Origin of the sequence: Sinorhizobium sp. CB7 (genome assembly GCF_041357635.1) — a bacterium.
GTDB lineage: Bacteria > Pseudomonadota > Alphaproteobacteria > Rhizobiales > Rhizobiaceae > Rhizobium.
Window position 1 is genome coordinate 115,186 of the sequence record NZ_JAULLL010000006.1, and the last position, 15,783, is coordinate 130,968.

Genomic DNA, 15,783 nt, shown 5'->3' on the forward strand with positions numbered 1-15,783 from the left:
CGCCTCCCCGCATCCGGCCGCAGACGACAGCGCCCGCCGACGAGGCAGGTCCCAACGACAGCGCTGAGCCGTCGACGTGCATCATGATTGTCGAGGACGATTTTTTGATTGCAATGGAGATGGAGGATGCTCTCACGCAGGCAGGGTTCGAAGTCATTTTAGCGTGTTCGGGTGAAGAAGCCTTGGCAATCGCGGGCGAACGAAATCCGGCACTGACGATTATGGATATTCGCCTCCCAGGCGCCCTGGACGGCGTTGATGCTGCGTTGGCTTTATTTCAAAATCACCGGCTGCGCTCGATTTTCTCCACGGCCCATTCGGATCCGGATACACGTGCTCGAGCCGCTCCGGCCCAGCCGGCAGGTTGGCTTGTGAAGCCTTATACCATGCCATCGCTGGTGTCGGCCGTTCGCGCTGCTCTTGACGCCCACAATCTGCCAAGATCCTGAATGGTGACAGGCGCATCTCCGGGTGGCCGCAGCACCTTTGCGTCGTTATCGCCTGCAGCCAGTCAGACAAAACGCATCCCATTGGAGCGCGCCCTTATCGCTGCCATCGTCAAGATGGCTCGTCGCTTGCTGCAGAAGCACCCGCTGATAGCAGCCGAGCTTCTGATCACTGGCCTGAGGCCGCTTAAGACTCCTGCGATCGCAGACCTGAACGATCCATTAAGAACCTGAAATAGGACACCGGTAACGAATGACGCATGTCAAATATTGTATGCTAATCGCAGCCGGGATGCTGGCCGCAATGATAACGTCCCCGCAGACGGCTCTGGCCCAACATTGTGAGCAAGACACGTTCGAGGAGGCGAGCTACGTCGTTTGCACCTTGGAACCTGGAAAAGCCGACTTGCGATTGTTCTGGAAGAACGCCCAAGGCGAGCCTTACCGCTATTTTTCGAGCGTAGCCGAAGCCGTGGGGAAAAAGGGGCGAGCGCTGACATTCGCAATGAACGCCGGAATGTACCGCGCCGACTTTTCTCCGATGGGACTTTATATCGAGAATGGCCGAGAACTGCGACCCGCCAATACGGCCGGAAGTGAAGACTCAACCGGTCCTCTACCAAACTTCTATAGGAAGCCGAATGGCGTGTTCTTTCTTGACGACGTTAGCGCTGGAATACTGCCAACGGATAAGTTCTTGAAACTTCGGCCCAGGGTGCGGTTCGCCACTCAGTCTGGTCCGATGCTTGTCATACGGAACAAGCTGCACCCGGCCTTTATTCCAGGGTCGACGGACCGAACCCGTCGAAGCGGTGTGGGCGTCTGCGCCGGTGGCGCGGTTCGTTTTGCCGTAAGCGAAGACAGGGTGAATTTCCATGATTTCGCGCGCCTGTTCCGCGACCATTTGAAATGCCCAAATGCATTGTTTCTCGATGGTGGACGGGGGGTGGGACTTTACAACCCGGCTATGGGCCGCAATGACAGATCCTGGCATGGCGGGTTTGGCCCGATCTTCGGACTTGTCGAATAGAGGCGAGGGCGGCGTTGCAGCTCGTATTGAACTCAACCCTGTTCACCACGCGTGCAACGAGCTTGCTTCCACGGATCGATTGATGCTTGAGAAAGACGATTGGCGGCCTATCCTCCATCTCGTCGGGTGAAGAAACGGAATATTGTCGCGAAAGCTTGAATGCGCGCCCGTGATTCCTCCCCCGAGCAGCTGGGATGTAGCGGTTGTCGCCATGGCTCGTCATGTGGCCGCCGCTGGGGCATCGAGCGGCTTCCGCCGCAAAGCTGGACACCTTAAAGGCGAAGAGGTTGAGACATGACACCGGATCGCTCTCGCTCGTTCGACACTCTTATCCAGACTTCAACGCCGGGAACCGTGCCGTCCGTGGCCGAGGATGCCTTGCGCCGCCGTCTGAGGCGCAATCGAACCTTGGCCACATCCCTCCTCATCACCATGGCAGCCATATTTGTGGGTACCCACTTCGTCACCGAGCCCGGCTTTCTCATAAGGCTGCTGCGCTCTGCCGCCGAGGCCGGCATCGTGGGTGGGCTTGCCGATTGGTTCGCCGTGACCGCGCTCTTTCGACACCCACTTGGTCTCCCAATCCCGCACACGGCGATCGTGCCCAACAGCCAGGAGCGCATCGGGCAATCGCTCGGCCGCTTCCTGGAGCGGCACTTTCTGACCGAGGAGATACTCCTGCGGAAGCTGCGGAACGCGCAAGCGGCCAAGCGCTTTTCGGCTTGGCTGGCGGCCCCCGAAACCGCACCAGTTCTCGCCGAGGCTGTCGCCGCGGCGCTGCCTTACGCCATCCGCACGCTGGATAACCACGACCTGCAGGAATTCGCTCGGCGCACGCTCGGCAAGCAGGTGCAACAGGCCGATATCGCGCCTGTCATCGGCCGCGCCATTCACATCATGACGAAGAGCGGCGAGACGGACGTCTTGTTCGAGCGCGCGCTCGGCGTTGCTGCCGAATGGCTGGAGGAAAACCGCGACGAAATCTTTCGCATGGTTCGGGAGCGCAGTCGCTGGTGGATTCCCCGGACCGTTGATCGGAAGGTCGCCAACGCCATCGTCACCGGCTCCATTGATCTCCTCAACGACCTGCGCGAGCCGGAAAGCGAGGTTCGGCTGAAATTCCGGGAGGCTCTTTTCCAACTGATCAATGAGCTCATCAACTCGCCGGAGCAGCGCGATCAGATCAATGCTTTCAAAAACCGCATCATCGAGCACCCTGAAGTTCAGGCGTGGATCGCCGCGGTGTGGAACGAGACCTCACGGGTGATGTTGGAAGACCGGTCACGGCGGGATTCGAAAGCGCGTAGGGCCGTGGAGAGGATCTGTCTGCTGATTGGTCGGGCGCTTGCGACCGACGAAGCAATGTTGAAGCATATCGACGAGTTACTGGAGAAGCTTGCCGTCTATCTGGTTTCGTGGCGTCACGAGATCAGTGCATTTGTCGCAGAAGTGGTCAGAAGCTGGGACAGTGCCACGCTTGTCGATCGCCTGGAACTCGTCGTTGGCAGCGATCTCCAATATATTCGGATGAACGGTACAATCGTCGGCGCTATCGCCGGTTGCTTCATCTTCCTGGTTTCGCAGCTGCTCGGTTGACCGCGGTCGTGTATGGGCCGTCGGCTGCGGTCATCAGATGCTTGCGTTTTGCGCCCGTTCACAGTCGGAATTAGATTGTGACGGAGAGGTGACAAATTTGCGACAAATTACTGTGTTCCATTGGAACTATCCCTACAGGAAATCGTTGGATCATTTTGGGAGAGCCTTGAGGAGGACGACATGGCGCTTCAATTCCTCGCTGGGTTGGCAATCGGATTCGGAGCGGGCTTACTGGCGCAGCGGGTTGCTCCCGCGGTGACCCCAGTGGCCAAATCGGTGATTAAGGCGGGGCTGATAGCCTACGATGAGGCAAAGATTAAACTGGCGGAACTCAACGAGAGCGCCGATGACGCCATTGCCGAGATCAGAGCAGAAATAGAAGAAGAGCGCAAAGCGGCAGGCGCACAACCCCAACTCCAGGGCTAATTCCTGATTAGTACAACGTCTGGAAAAGTCGGTCGCGCGCGACTGATGCGACTGACTATGGGAACAAGGAGGCAAAATCAATGGCTATACTCGAAGATGCACTGAAAGGCGGTAACGTTGTAACAGGACTGGCATTCGGAGTGGGCGCCATCGTTTTAGCGCCTCTGGCCGCTCCTTTGTTGCGTCCAATTACCAAGACGGTTTTGAAGGCGGGTCTGGTAGCTTATGATCAAACCCGGGTCGCCATGGCCGAGATGAACGAGAGGGCATCGGACCTAGTGGCCGAAGCCAGAGCCGAAATGGCTGAAACAGGAAATGGCGCCGCCGAAACGCGCCCTGCCGAGCGCAAGACTGCACGCGCTTCCAGCAGCAGTAGCGGCAGCTAATCGGCCACTTGGCTAAAAAAATTCGACCGCCGTGATCGCCTCCAGGCCAGCACGGCGATTTTTTGCCCCATAGAGATTCACGGAAAACGGTCGGCTGGTTCCCATAGAGCGGTGATCCGGTCGGGGAAAGACAGTGTGCGATGCATTCGTTCGGCGAATCAGGGAAGCCTAAAACATCCGGCGACCGCCTCGCAGGTCCGATCGTTCCGATCCGCGCCTCCATACCGGGACGTGCCCGGCTGAAGGTCGTTGGCTTGCAAGGATCGAGCGCGGCCAAAGACCTGCTGGAGCGAGGGGGCCGTTCAGCGCCGGGAGTGCTTAGCATCAGCGCTAGCGACCTGACCGGGAACATTCTTGTCGAGTTTGAGACAACATCAGATCTCAATGTGATCGTCGACTATCTGACAGGTCTCCTGCGAGGTGAGATCGTCGCGCCAAGCGAAACGCCACATGCCGAGTGGCACGCGCTGTCGCGCGGGCGACTGAGTTCCATGTTCGAGGTTTCGATTGACGCAGGACTGTCGCAGGACAATGCGCTCCAGCGCCTGGCAAGCAGCGGCCCAAATGTCCTTGAGGGCGTTAGGCCACGATCGGGTGCGATGATCCTTGCGGGCCAATTTCAAAGCCTGCCGGTTGCAATGCTCCTCGGCGCAGCTGCGATCTCGATTCTGACAGGCGGCGCACTTGAAGCCGCCGCAATTCTCGCGGTGGTAGGTTTGAATGCCGCCATAGGCTATCGAACCGAGAGCAGTGCTGAACGAACGATTCAAAGTCTGGAAGCGAATGGGCCGCAAACCGCACAGGTTCTTCGCGAAGGCGCTACAGCAACCGTCCCGGTACAACAGATCGTTCCCGGCGATATTATCTCCGTGCAACGGGGTAACGTCGTCTCGGCCGACGCGCGTCTTTTGAACGCACAGGCGCTGACTGTCAGTGAAGCGATGCTGACGGGTGAAAGCGCACCCATTTCGAAGCGGCCGGGATTAATCCGACGGCTGAGATTGCCTCTTGGCGCTCGTTCGAACATGATCTATCGCGGGACCATCGTGACGGGAGGCAGCGGGCGTGCCATCGTGGTGACGACCGGGTCGCTCACTCAGGCGGGGCGCATCCAGCGACTTGTCGGCGCAACAGTCGCCCCGGAGACGCCCATCCAAAGGGAACTGAAGGATCTTGGACAGCGTCTGGGCTGGCTGACATTGGGCGCGTGTGCCCTGCTCGTGTCCGTGGGATGGCTTCGTGGCTTCGGCTTTCTGCAGATGGCACGCTCGGCACTTTCCGTCGCTGTTGCCGCAGTGCCGGAAGGCTTGCCGATGGTGGCGACGACCACACTCGCTCTCGGCATTCAAAAGCTGCGACGCGAAGGGGTTCTCATTCGCAAATTGGATGCCATCGAAACGCTGGCAGCAACTCGCGTTGCCTGTTTCGACAAGACTGGAACACTCACCGTCGGGCGCATATCGGTCGAGACCGTCAGGATTGGCGATAAGGCCTATGCCGTGGAGGATATCAGACGGGACGGCGCGAAGCCGGAAGGAATGTTGCGCCGTCTGCTGGAAACTTGCTGCCTTTGCAATGACACAGAAATTGTTCGCAGCGACGGAGGCACGCAGTTAGAAGGCACGCCCACGGAGAGCTGCCTCATTGCGGCCGCTCTCGACAGTGGTGTGGACGTCAATGCCCTGCGAAATCGCTTCGCCCGAATCTCAGTTCAGCAACGAAGCGAAACATCTCGCCTGATGGCGACACAGCATATGACGGACGACGGAATCCTGATCGCGATGAAGGGAAGTCCCGACGACGTTCTGCAGTGTTGCCGTGCAGAAGCCCTGCCGGACGGCACTGAGCGGGAACTCACAGCGGATCGGCGCGCGACCATAGAGAAGGCAAATCTCGAAATGGCATCGCGGGCTCTGCGCGTCCTCGGCGTCGCGCGCAGGCAGACGGGAAGCTCCAGGCCGAATGAACGCGATATTCACGATCTCGTCTGGCTAGGATTGGTCGGCATGGCCGATCAGGTGCGTCCCGGCGTCAGCAGACTGATGGCTCTCCTCCACGACGCTGGCATTCACACAATCATGCTCACCGGCGATCAGAAGGCGACTGCCGCCGCCGTCGGCGAGCGCGTCGGGCTGAACGGCCGAGGCAAACTGTCGATTTTCGATGCCACGGAAATCGAGGGGATGGCATCGAATGAGCTCGTACAGACTGCTCGACGCGCGCAGGCATTCAGTCGCGTCAGCCCCGCCCAGAAGCTGGCGATCGTTCGCTCACTTCAGGAAGCGGGGGTGAGGGTTGCAATGGTCGGCGACGGAGTGAACGACGGACCGGCACTGAAGGCCGCGGACGTCGGCATAGCGATCGGGCAGGACAGCATGAGCGCAGCCAGGGAAATCGCGGACGTCATCATCGACGCCTCTGATCTTGATGGCCTTGCGCCAGCGATAGAGACCGGACGCACGACGCGGCGTAACATCCGCAAGACCCTCCGTTATCTAATCAGCACCAATTTGAGCGAGATCCTGCTGGTCGTGGCGGGCACGTCAATCGGCATGGGAGCGCCCCTCACGCCAATGCAGCTCCTGTGGATAAACCTGATCTCAGACGTATTGCCCGGCATCGGCCTGGCAATGGAAGCGCCTGATCCTGATATCCTTCACCGGCCTCCCCAAGAAGGGGATTCGGCGATATTGCCGCGAAGCGAGCTTGGTGGCTTGGCCGCGCAGGCTGCAATCATGGGCGGCGCAGCGATGGCAGCAGGTCTTTTCGGTGCGTCACGCTACGGGCTCAATTCCCCGCAAACAAGAACCATGACTTTCGGAAGCCTGGTAACGGCCCAGTTGCTTCACGCAATAACCTCGCGGTCCGCTTCCGAGAGCATCTTTGCCCCCGGCTCGCGGCCACCCAATCACGCGCTTTCTCTCATCCTTGGAGGATCGGTGGTGGTTCAGGTAGCAAGCCTGTTCATGCCGTTTGTGAGAAGGCTTCTCGGTATCGCGCCGATTACCGGAGCAGATGCCGTAGTGACGCTTGCCGGCGGAACCCTTCCGTTCCTCATGATGGAATGGATGAAGTCACCCCATGATCTCGACAAAAAGGAGTTGAGGTGGACTCGCGAAACAGCACAGCCGGGTCGCAGCGATGGGGCGAAACGGGGAGTTTAAGCCGCGATCGCGATAAGGTCTTCCCCATCCTTGGCCGCCTCAGGCAATCGGTAGGGCTGCGGCCGCGTCACGGCATCGACAACAGCTCGAAGTATCGGCTCGCCGAGGACTTCCGCCAGCTGGGCAACCGGGTGCTTGGCGAAAATGAGCGGCAGAAGCTTTGCCAGCAGGAATACGAATTCCGTGTCGCCGCCGCCGGCGTTGTCAGCCAGGACGATCCTTCTCTCACGGGGACGAACGGCAGACGATCTGACCGCCCACCCCGGAAGATCGCGGCAAACCGCCAGTGGATCGACGCTATCATCGTACATGATGACGACGCTCGCAGCGGCTGGATTGACCCTGACGTCCAAGACACCCTCGGCAGCGAGAAGCTTTCGCTCCAGATCAGCAAAAAAGGGGATCTGATCTCGTGCAGCAGGGATCTTGATCCGCAGACGGCCTGGTATGGAGTGAACGATCTGGGCGTTCAAATGCGAATACCTCTTATTTCATGCACTTCAGCCTGCTGCTCGCGCAAGCTGTTGGCGGGCTGAATAAAGGATTCACGTGAAAGTCTGATGACAGCGCTCAATTCGGCTGTCGGCCCTAGATCCTATTGCGCCGCGGCTCCCGGCAATCAGAAGTCAGGGATGGCGGAAAGATCTGTCGGACCGGGATTATCCTGGATATGGATTGCAATTGCGCTGGTGGCAGTTCCTTCAATATGCGAAGGTAAGGGGCCACGCCGATGGAACAGACTATTCTTTAGCTCCTTCGTTCGCGCATCATCGTACGCAAAGGCGGTTCACGATGCGCGAACAGACCGCAGTCTGTATTCTGTATAGAGCCTGGATAATGAGGCGATCATGCTTCCCACAGCAATCATCGAACACTTCATGTCGGGCCGTTTGCGGGTAAAAATTGCGGATCGCCGCGGAGACGTCTCCTATTTCCGCTCGGCAATCGAGAAGCTGTCCGAACACCCTGAGATTGCAGGTTTGCGGGCAAACCCGGTCACCGGAAGTATCCTTATCCAGCACGGGACTGATTTGCCTTCTATACGGGAAATCGCGGCCAAGCATGAAGTGTTCGATCTGCAGGAGGCGCCCACGCCGCCGTCTCGCCCTGCATCTCCCCCTCCGGACAGACGGGCTGCGGACGTTCACACGGCCGCCAGGGGCGGAACCAGGGCAACGGAATTTGGGCTGATGGGCATGGCCCTCTATCAGTTCTTACGGGGTCGGGCATTGGGTCCTGCCACCGAGAATTTCTGGAATGCATATGGTGGGATGCGAATTCTCAACAATCGGCTGATTGCTTTTGTCTTTCTTGGCCTTGGGGTTTTCCAGCTGACAAGAGGCCGTTGGGCAGGATCGGCATCCTCTCTCCTCTTCTATGCATTCGTCGTCAGGCAGCTGTCCAGCTCCCGCACTGGCAAATCACCGCCCGGCTGATCGGATGATTAGGAACCCTGAAAATGTCTAATCACGCGACCGGCATGGCAACTTGGGCGTTATGGTGACCGGCCTCAGATGTAACGGACGTGAGGGAGAATATTCGTCGTCATAGATGAGACCTCCAATAGGTGTCGCTCCGAGCCATTGGAGACGCTGGTCGGCGTCTAAAATGCGCCAGAAACGGTCATCACGGAGACCTTGCGCCGGACGGCGTCAGGCGTTGCGCAAGGCGCTATCCGCACTGGTGGCTGCATCTTGCGATTTTTGCCTGGCGCTACCAATTGCCGGGGTCTGCGGTGTGATCAACACTGGCAAACTCGTCTGCCTTTTTCCTGTCCAGTGTTAGAGTGGTTGCAATCTTTGTCTCATCCGTGATCGAATAATGCAGAGGTGCTGGCCCTTTGGTGAGCTCCTGATACATGAGCAAGGCCGCCTCCTCGGCAGTGTCGGCCTCGAACTCCTCCATGACGACAACTTTGAATTTGTGCATGGTCTTGACCTCGTCTGTGCTGACTTCGACGCCTTGTACTTGGAATGTGCATACCAGCAGTCGACCCTGAATGCAGGACTGCCCGTCCCGTCCTGCTTCCTTGACGACTTGCCTTCCCTTACAATCCCTTCGGACACAGAGGAGTTCCGCCATGAGCGAAGATGCCTTCAACATGTCGATCCGCAAATTCCTGAAGGAAGTCGGCGTAACCTCACAGCGCAAGATCGAGGAAACGGTGCGCGAGGCGACGATCGGCGGCAAAAAGCTGAAGGTCCGCATGACGCTAACGGCGGAAGGCACCGGCCTCAATCACGTGGTGGACGGGGAAATCGAACTTCCCTAATGCATGTCGCGCAAAAGTGTGCAGCGGTTTTGCGGCAACGACATGCATGAAAACAACAAGCTAAAGCCTGTCGCGTGAGCCTACCTTCACGCGACAGACTTTAGCGGCAAAGTTGATTAAGCGACACTCGCTTCCCAACCTCACCAACGAATGCCTTTCCAGCCCGATATGGTCTTGCCTTCCTCTGGCGCGATGATCGGCAAGTGCGCGCCATCAATAGTAAGGCGAGACGCACACCTGCCGTGGGCCGTAATAGGGCTGGAACGTATTGTCATAAGCCCTGTAGGACCGGTAACGCGCATAGCACCAGCGCGTATGCGCATTGCCGCCATAGTAGGTCGGCCGGTAATAGCGTGGTGCGTAGTAGCGCGGTCGGTAATAAGTCGGGCCGTAGTAGCGCGGACCGTAATAGGCTGGACCGTAGTAACGCGGGCGGTAATAGGTCGGGCCGTAGTAGCGTGGACCATAATCATAGTAGTCGGGACCATAATATCTCGGCTGCGCCAGCAGACCACCGATGAGCGCGCCGGCAGCGAGCCCGCCGAGCGCCCAAGCCCAATCATCGCCGCCATTGTGGTGGTGTCTTCGATAGCGGTACCCGCGATAGCCGCCATGATAGCGCCTGTATTGGACCAGCTGCGCCTGCGACGCCTCGATTTTCGGCGCGGCAACGGTGGGAAACGCCACGGCCGGCGGAACGCTCGTCAGAGCCGTCGCGAGCGACAACGCAACCATTGCTAGCCTCTTCATTTTCTTCACCTTTCCGTCTATATCGCCGCTCGCTAATTATAGCGCGGAAAGGACGCCGTGGCACTTATTTTCCAAGCTGGCGATCGGTGTTTCAGTAGGGGCGACCAAGTGCGCCGTTAACCTGGAGCGGGTCAGGCCTCATCGCCTGAAGATATAAATCGCGCCTCCGGCGTCGTCGGATACGAGGACGGAACCATCCGGTGCTTCCTTGACATCCACGGGCCGACCGACGTCTCTAAGAAAAGTCGTCGCCGAGACCGGCCGGTCGCCCTGAAAGCGCACCCGCACGACCTGACGTCCGACCGGAACCGACCTGTTCCAACTGCCGTGTTCGGCGACCAGAGCATCGCCGCCGAGGCTGCGGAAGAAATGGATCCCCAGGGTCGCGACATGCGCCTGAAAGTTAAAGACGGGCGCAATCTGCCCGGCTGGCGGCGTCGCGTCATGGAATCCCTTGAGCCGAATTTCGCCTCCGAAGTAAGGAAAGCCGTAAAAGCCGCCAGGCCGAAGCTCGTTCAGCTCGTCAGGCGGGATATCGTCGCCCATTCGGTCGGCGCCGTTGTCGGTAAAGAACATGGTGCCGCCGCGCCAGTCGAAGCCGACCGAATTGCGCACGCCCGAGGCTACTCGTCGAAGGTCGGATCCGTCCTGGTTCATGCTGACGATGGTGCCTTGCAGCCCGCGCGGCAAGCAAATGTTGCAAGGCGATCCCAATGAGATATAAAGCCGGGAATCGGGGCCGATGGCGATATAACGAAGACTATGGCCTCCCGAATTCGGCAAGTCCCGACGAATATCGCGCCTGCCGCTGAGAGCGCCTCCTTGCCCGATGTCGAACGCCGTGACGCGGTCCCTTGAGGCGACGAACAAACGATTGCGGGAGCATGCAACTCCGTTTGCAGCAGAGAATCCGGAAGCGACCCGTCGCGCGCGGCCGCCGGACAATGGCACGGCATAGACAGAGGAACCTTTGGTTCCGACGAACAATATGTCGCCACAGACCGCCATTTCGCGCGCGGCGGGAACGCGGGCGAGGAGCTCGGCTCGCGCCGACCCGAGCGTCGCGACGAAGGCGAGCGCAAGAAATCCGATTTTAGCGGAGAGAAATCCGGCTTTAGGCGAAAAAACGTCCATCGGCGCGCCCTCCGAATGCAAGCGGAATTTGCTGTAGGGAATTGGAGCGGCTCATTCTCGTTTCAAGCCGGAACCAGGGCCTCACGGCAAAGTGTTCTCATGGATCCACCAGCGGCTCGCCTGCGTTCAATCCTCTGGGGAAACCACCGGCACACCAAATCGCCGGAGTGATCGTAGCGCTCATCGAATGGAGCTCAGATCCACAGCGCGATTTTTGATGATCGCTTCCATGGAGAAGAAGCCCGTGACCGTGGCCAGATCGAAATTGGTGATGAGCTTTTGATAGAATGCGTCGTAGCCTGACATCCCTCTGGTGACGACCTTGATCAAATAATCCCAGTCGCCGCCGATCCTGTAGAAATCGATGACCTCCGGTAACTTTTCTACATGTTTGCGGAAGTTGTCGGCCCACTCCTTCGAGTGATGGCGAGTGCGGATCATCACGAACACGGTGAGATCAAGGCCAAGCGCTTCAAGATCAATATCGGTATGCGCACCGCGGATAAGCCCGATTGCATTGAGCCGTTGCAGGCGGCGCCAAGAGGCATTCTGCGAGAGTCCGACTTCCTCTGCCAGATCACGCTGCGAGAGGTTGGCGTTCTTTTGCAGCGAGGTCAGGATCTTCAGATCGATCACATCGATTTTCTCTGAATCATCGATCATATGACACAAAATCCGGTGAAAACTGCATAAAATAGGTGATGCTTTCGACCGTGGTGCAGAATAGATTCTCTGTCAATCCCTAACCTGGAGAGTGACCGTGCAAGCTGTTCGCCGTCAATCATGTGAAGCCGTCAGTCCTCTGCACAGATTTAGAGAAAGTCTGGCTTGCGACGATCTGGTCGCCGAGCTGCGAGATGGTCTGGTCGGCTCGACGGCCAAGATCGAAGGACCTTATGGCAGCAAGGATCTGATCTACGCGGATTATGTCGCCTCTGGCCGTGCGCTGAGACAAGTTGAGCGCTTCGTCCTGGAGGAGGTGCTGCCCTATTACGCCAACAGCCATACTGAGGCCTCCTACTGCGGTGGTTTCATGACCCGCATGCGGCGGGAGGCCCGTGCGTTGATCGCAGAATCTTGCAATGCAAGCGGGAAGCATGCAGTCATCTTCACGGGATCCGGCGCGACTGCGGGCCTCAACCGGCTCGTCAAGTTGCTCGGTGTCACCGAGGCCATCTCGGCGGGCAAGATTGTCCGCGTTATCATAGGACCATACGAGCATCACTCGAACATTCTGCCTTGGCGCGACAGCGGGGCGGAAATCATTGAGATTGCTGAGGCACCAGAGGGCGGGCCGGACACTGTTCTTCTGGAGGAGGCGCTCAGAAGCGCTTCGGCGGATCTGACGATCTGCGCCCTTTCCGCGGCGTCGAACGTGACAGGGATCACCACAGATGTTGCCGCCGTCACCCGGCAGGTGAAGGCTGCCGGGGCGAATATGGTCTGGGACTACGCCGGCGCCGGTCCTTACCTGCCAATTTCGATGTCGCCAGGCCCTCAGGCTGAAATCGATGCCATTGCCGTCTCGCCGCACAAGTTCATCGGCGGCCCCGGTGCTTCAGGGGTAATGATCGTGCGTCGTGATGCTGTTGCCACGTGTAAGCCGTGCTGGCCCGGCGGCGGCACGGTCAAGTTTGTTTCTCCAACCTCTCACGATTACAGCGACAGCCTTGAGGCCCGTGAAGAAGCAGGGACGCCGAACGTCGTCGGCGATATCCGCGCGGCACTCGCCTTCATCGTCAAGCACGCAATCGGTCTGGAGGAAATGGAGAGACGGAATCGTGAGCTAACCCGTCGGGCATTCGCCGCCTGGAATAACGTGCCGCAATTGGAGTTGCTTGGCCTGCCATTGTTGGACCGGCTCCCAATCTTTTCATTCCGAGTGAAGAACAGCAAGGGCGGCTATGTTCACCAGCAACTCGTGACCCGAATGCTCAGCGACCGCTTCGGAATTCAGGCCCGCGGCGGATGCGCGTGCGCCGGCCCCTACGTACACCGACTGCTGTCGATCGATGCAGTGCAATCCGAAGAGATGCGGCGAGCCATCCTGGCGGGCGATGAAATCAAGAAGCCCGGCTTCACCCGGCTCAATTTCAGCGTCCTGCTCTCCGACGAGAAGGTGAAGTTCATTCTTGACTCCGTCGCCCAGCTGGCGACCGACGCCCCGATATTCGAGCCGCATTATGATTTCGATCCGGCGCGCGCGATATTCTTTCCGATTGTCGAGGAGGCCTGATCCATGCGCAGGCCTGACGTTGCCGCTTTCTTCGATCCACGAACCTGGTCTGTTCAATATGTCGTCAGTGATCCGGAAACCAGGACCTGCGCAATCATCGATCCGGTACTGGACTTTGACGAAAAGTCCGGCGCGACCGCGACCCACAACGCCGACGGATTGCTCAATTTCATCACTTCGCAAAATCTCGACATCCAATGGATCCTCGACACCCATCCGCATGCCGATCACTTCTCGGCTGCGGCCTATCTGAAGGAGAAGACGGGTGCTCCGATCGCGATCGGTGAGAGGATCGTCGATGTTCAGAAACTTTGGGCCGGTATCTACAACTGGCCTGAACTTTCCACCGACGGTTCGCAATGGGACCGGCTGTTCAAAGAAGGCGATGTCTTCTCGATCGGCAACATCGACACGACAGTGATGTTTTCTCCGGGCCACACTCTCGCGTCCATAACATACGTGGTCGGCGACTGCGCCTTCGTACACGACACCATATTCATGCCGGACAGCGGGACTGCGCGCGCGGACTTTCCTGGGGGCAGTGCTCGCGCGCTGTGGGCGAGCATCCAGGACATTCTGGCCCTGCCCGACGCCACGCGCGTTTTTGTCGGGCACGACTATCAGCCCGGCGGTCGCGGACCGAGATGGGAAAGCACGGTCGGGCTTCAGAAGACCACGAATATGCATTTGACCCGGTGCCTTTGCGAGGATGATTTCGTCGAGCTTCGTGAGAAGCGGGATAAGACGCTTTCCATGCCGAAGCTTATCCTCCACGCCCTCCAAGTGAACATCAATGGCGGGCGGCTTCCGGAGCCGGAGGCGAACGGCAAGCGCTATCTAAAATTTCCAATCAACGCTTTGAACGGCGCGGCTTGGGGCTGATGCATGCCGCATAAGAAGGACGACCCTCGATATAGAGCGGACGCCGAAATTTATGCGGCTGCAAGATCGCGCAGACTGCGAGGCAGCATGTTCATGCATTCTGCGCCCGCCTCGGTAATTAGGAACTGGTCTTCGATCATCAGCGCGCCGAGCCCCCGGCCGTAAAACGGCGCCTCCAGCGCCACAACCATGTTCGGCTGGAGAATTTCCGGGCTGCCGGCGGAGAAGAACGGCCATTCCTCGATACCGGTGCCGCCGCCGACCGAGTGACCGAAATGGCCTCGATAGTACTCGGCAAAACCATCCCTGCGCATCGAGGCCAGCATGGCTGCGTGCACGTTGCCGAATGCGTTGCCAGGTCTGAGCTGCTCGAGGCCGGCCGCGAAGGCATTCTCCAGGGCCCTGAAAATGTCGCGCGCCAGGCGGGAAGCTGGGCCGTATGTAAAGGTGCGCGCGCCATCAGAGGAATAGCCGTCGACCAGCGTGCCGACATCCGCCTTGATAAGCGCCCCTGGTGTCACGACGGCCGACATGTCCGAAAGATCCGGTCCGACCGAGATGAAATCCCAATGACCGCTCAGCGCAAAGCCGCCTTCTGCGGCGGCCGCCTGCGCGCCCATTTTCCAAGCCGCTGAAAGCTCAGAAAGATGCACATCGGGTTTTATCGCCGCCGCCATACGTATCAGCCCGGCTTCGGCCGCCCTTGAGGCGCGGCGCAGACGCTCGATCTCGCGCGGGTCCTTCACTGCCCGCAAACGGCGGAGCGTTTCCGAACCATCGATCCAGGCGACCTGCGGCAGCGCCTGTCTCAGCGCCTCGAAGTCGGCAGCCGGCATGAACTCGAGGTCCGCGCCAATTCGTGCCCCATCGAGACCGCGCTCCTTCAACAGCTCGCCGAGCAGGCCGAAACTGGCGGACCGGTCAAAGGTCTCCGGCCTCGGACCGGCCACGCCCAGCCTGCGATAGGCTTCGTCGATCTGCGCTAGCGTTTCCACGCCTGTCAGATCGAGCAAGTCAATCCAGATGCGGTGCGTTCGCAGATCGACATCGGGAGCCGTCTTTCGAATCGTGCCCGCCGCGTGATCGCTGGCGACCGCCGCAAGCCTGGCCGACGCGTCAGCCGGCACAAGCGCGATCGCCGCACCTGCCCTGCCCCACATGGTCGCCACACCTGCGGGAACCCCGATGGCATACCGAAAGGCTTCCGGCTGGAATAGGACGAGCGCATCAAGTTTCGCTTCCTGCATCAGACGCTGGGCATGCTGCCGGTCGATATCGCTCATCGCTCACTCCAATCCGTCTCTTCTCAAGGCCTTAGCCGCCGCAGGATGAAATCGCCAGTACCACCTGGAACAAAATTGCGCGGTGCCGGTAAGGTGGCGAAGAGCATTTCTTCTGTATGCCGAAAATCGCTGCGCGGCACCCTTCCAGTTAAGGAAGCCTCAGATATTCTCCGCCCCG

At 59.1% G+C, this 15,783-nt stretch carries 15 protein-coding genes and 1 pseudogene; 10 read left to right on the top strand and 6 right to left on the bottom strand.

Annotation, left to right across the window (positions count from 1 at the left end; all coding sequences use genetic code 11):
- The first annotated feature begins 83 nt into the window (after window positions 1-83).
- From AAE029_RS13125 to AAE029_RS13150, 6 genes are all read left to right on the top strand, one after another.
- The gene (locus AAE029_RS13125) at window positions 84-449 is read left to right on the top strand and encodes a response regulator (protein ID WP_371073293.1); all 366 of its coding nucleotides are present in this window, start codon (window positions 84-86) and stop codon (window positions 447-449) included.
- Between the two features lie 250 nt (window positions 450-699).
- On the top strand, window positions 700-1,476 hold the full coding sequence (locus AAE029_RS13130; protein WP_371073294.1) for a phosphodiester glycosidase family protein: 777 nt from the start codon (window positions 700-702) through the stop codon (window positions 1,474-1,476).
- A gap of 294 nt (window positions 1,477-1,770) precedes the next feature.
- Window positions 1,771-3,072 carry a DUF445 domain-containing protein gene (locus tag AAE029_RS13135; protein WP_371073295.1) on the top strand — a complete coding sequence of 434 codons (1,302 nt, stop codon included), beginning with the start codon at window positions 1,771-1,773 and terminating at the stop codon, window positions 3,070-3,072.
- 180 nt (window positions 3,073-3,252) lie between these two features.
- Complete coding sequence (locus AAE029_RS13140) at window positions 3,253-3,498, top strand: DUF5132 domain-containing protein (protein ID WP_371073296.1); 246 nt, start codon at window positions 3,253-3,255, stop codon at window positions 3,496-3,498.
- 80 nt (window positions 3,499-3,578) lie between these two features.
- Window positions 3,579-3,884, top strand: a complete 306-nt coding sequence (locus AAE029_RS13145) for a DUF5132 domain-containing protein (RefSeq protein ID WP_371073297.1) — start codon at window positions 3,579-3,581, stop codon at window positions 3,882-3,884.
- A gap of 140 nt (window positions 3,885-4,024) precedes the next feature.
- Window positions 4,025-7,048 (top strand): HAD-IC family P-type ATPase, encoded by a 3,024-nt coding sequence (locus AAE029_RS13150; RefSeq protein ID WP_371073298.1) that lies wholly within the window; start codon window positions 4,025-4,027, stop codon window positions 7,046-7,048.
- Here AAE029_RS13150 and AAE029_RS13155 read toward each other — a convergent pair.
- The gene (locus AAE029_RS13155) at window positions 7,045-7,521 is read right to left on the bottom strand and encodes an HMA2 domain-containing protein (RefSeq protein ID WP_371073299.1); all 477 of its coding nucleotides are present in this window, start codon (window positions 7,519-7,521) and stop codon (window positions 7,045-7,047) included. The two genes, AAE029_RS13150 and AAE029_RS13155, sit on opposite strands and share 4 nt — an antisense overlap.
- A gap of 375 nt (window positions 7,522-7,896) precedes the next feature.
- Here AAE029_RS13155 and AAE029_RS13160 point away from each other — a divergent pair, with 375 nt between their 5' ends.
- The gene (locus tag AAE029_RS13160; RefSeq protein WP_371073300.1) at window positions 7,897-8,484 is read left to right on the top strand and encodes a hypothetical protein; all 588 of its coding nucleotides are present in this window, start codon (window positions 7,897-7,899) and stop codon (window positions 8,482-8,484) included.
- 277 nt (window positions 8,485-8,761) lie between these two features.
- Here AAE029_RS13160 and AAE029_RS13165 read toward each other — a convergent pair whose 3' ends face one another.
- Entirely contained in the window at window positions 8,762-8,977 is a 216-nt protein-coding gene (locus AAE029_RS13165; RefSeq protein ID WP_371073301.1) for a hypothetical protein, read from the bottom strand.
- 151 nt (window positions 8,978-9,128) lie between these two features.
- Between AAE029_RS13165 and AAE029_RS13170 the strand changes: the two genes are divergently transcribed.
- Complete coding sequence (locus AAE029_RS13170) at window positions 9,129-9,320, top strand: DUF6494 family protein (RefSeq protein ID WP_371073302.1); 192 nt, start codon at window positions 9,129-9,131, stop codon at window positions 9,318-9,320.
- A gap of 213 nt (window positions 9,321-9,533) precedes the next feature.
- Here the strand turns inward: AAE029_RS13170 and AAE029_RS13175 are convergent, their stop codons facing one another.
- From AAE029_RS13175 to AAE029_RS13185, 3 genes are all read right to left on the bottom strand, one after another.
- Window positions 9,534-10,070, bottom strand: coding sequence for a BA14K family protein (locus AAE029_RS13175; protein WP_371073303.1), 537 nt, complete (start codon window positions 10,068-10,070; stop codon window positions 9,534-9,536).
- A gap of 138 nt (window positions 10,071-10,208) precedes the next feature.
- Window positions 10,209-11,204 (bottom strand): sorbosone dehydrogenase family protein, encoded by a 996-nt coding sequence (locus tag AAE029_RS13180; protein WP_371073304.1) that lies wholly within the window; start codon window positions 11,202-11,204, stop codon window positions 10,209-10,211.
- Window positions 11,205-11,384: 180 nt separating this feature from the next.
- Window positions 11,385-11,867 (bottom strand): Lrp/AsnC family transcriptional regulator, encoded by a 483-nt coding sequence (locus tag AAE029_RS13185; RefSeq protein ID WP_371073305.1) that lies wholly within the window; start codon window positions 11,865-11,867, stop codon window positions 11,385-11,387.
- A gap of 97 nt (window positions 11,868-11,964) precedes the next feature.
- Between AAE029_RS13185 and AAE029_RS13190 the strand changes: the two genes are divergently transcribed.
- Both AAE029_RS13190 and AAE029_RS13195 read left to right on the top strand, forming a co-directional pair.
- Complete coding sequence (locus tag AAE029_RS13190) at window positions 11,965-13,440, top strand: aminotransferase class V-fold PLP-dependent enzyme (protein ID WP_371073306.1); 1,476 nt, start codon at window positions 11,965-11,967, stop codon at window positions 13,438-13,440.
- A gap of 6 nt (window positions 13,441-13,446) precedes the next feature.
- Window positions 13,447-14,322, top strand: a pseudogene (locus AAE029_RS13195) (MBL fold metallo-hydrolase); the annotation flags it as partial.
- 50 nt (window positions 14,323-14,372) lie between these two features.
- Here AAE029_RS13195 and AAE029_RS13200 read toward each other — a convergent pair.
- A complete protein-coding gene (locus tag AAE029_RS13200) occupies window positions 14,373-15,605 on the bottom strand; it encodes a M24 family metallopeptidase (protein WP_371073307.1) in 1,233 nt (410 codons plus the stop codon).
- Between the last annotated feature and the right edge of the window lie 178 nt (window positions 15,606-15,783).

Coding starts and splice junctions, on each gene's coding strand:
- AAE029_RS13125 (WP_371073293.1), top strand. CDS start 84: ATGATTGTCGAGGACGATTTTTTGATTGCAATGGAGATGGAGGATGCT.
- AAE029_RS13130 (WP_371073294.1), top strand. CDS start 700: ATGACGCATGTCAAATATTGTATGCTAATCGCAGCCGGGATGCTGGCC.
- AAE029_RS13135 (WP_371073295.1), top strand. CDS start 1,771: ATGACACCGGATCGCTCTCGCTCGTTCGACACTCTTATCCAGACTTCA.
- AAE029_RS13140 (WP_371073296.1), top strand. CDS start 3,253: ATGGCGCTTCAATTCCTCGCTGGGTTGGCAATCGGATTCGGAGCGGGC.
- AAE029_RS13145 (WP_371073297.1), top strand. CDS start 3,579: ATGGCTATACTCGAAGATGCACTGAAAGGCGGTAACGTTGTAACAGGA.
- AAE029_RS13150 (WP_371073298.1), top strand. CDS start 4,025: ATGCATTCGTTCGGCGAATCAGGGAAGCCTAAAACATCCGGCGACCGC.
- AAE029_RS13160 (WP_371073300.1), top strand. CDS start 7,897: ATGCTTCCCACAGCAATCATCGAACACTTCATGTCGGGCCGTTTGCGG.
- AAE029_RS13165 (WP_371073301.1), bottom strand. CDS start 8,977: ATGCACAAATTCAAAGTTGTCGTCATGGAGGAGTTCGAGGCCGACACT.
- AAE029_RS13170 (WP_371073302.1), top strand. CDS start 9,129: ATGAGCGAAGATGCCTTCAACATGTCGATCCGCAAATTCCTGAAGGAA.
- AAE029_RS13175 (WP_371073303.1), bottom strand. CDS start 10,070: ATGAAGAGGCTAGCAATGGTTGCGTTGTCGCTCGCGACGGCTCTGACG.
- AAE029_RS13180 (WP_371073304.1), bottom strand. CDS start 11,204: ATGGACGTTTTTTCGCCTAAAGCCGGATTTCTCTCCGCTAAAATCGGA.
- AAE029_RS13185 (WP_371073305.1), bottom strand. CDS start 11,867: ATGATCGATGATTCAGAGAAAATCGATGTGATCGATCTGAAGATCCTG.
- AAE029_RS13200 (WP_371073307.1), bottom strand. CDS start 15,605: ATGAGCGATATCGACCGGCAGCATGCCCAGCGTCTGATGCAGGAAGCG.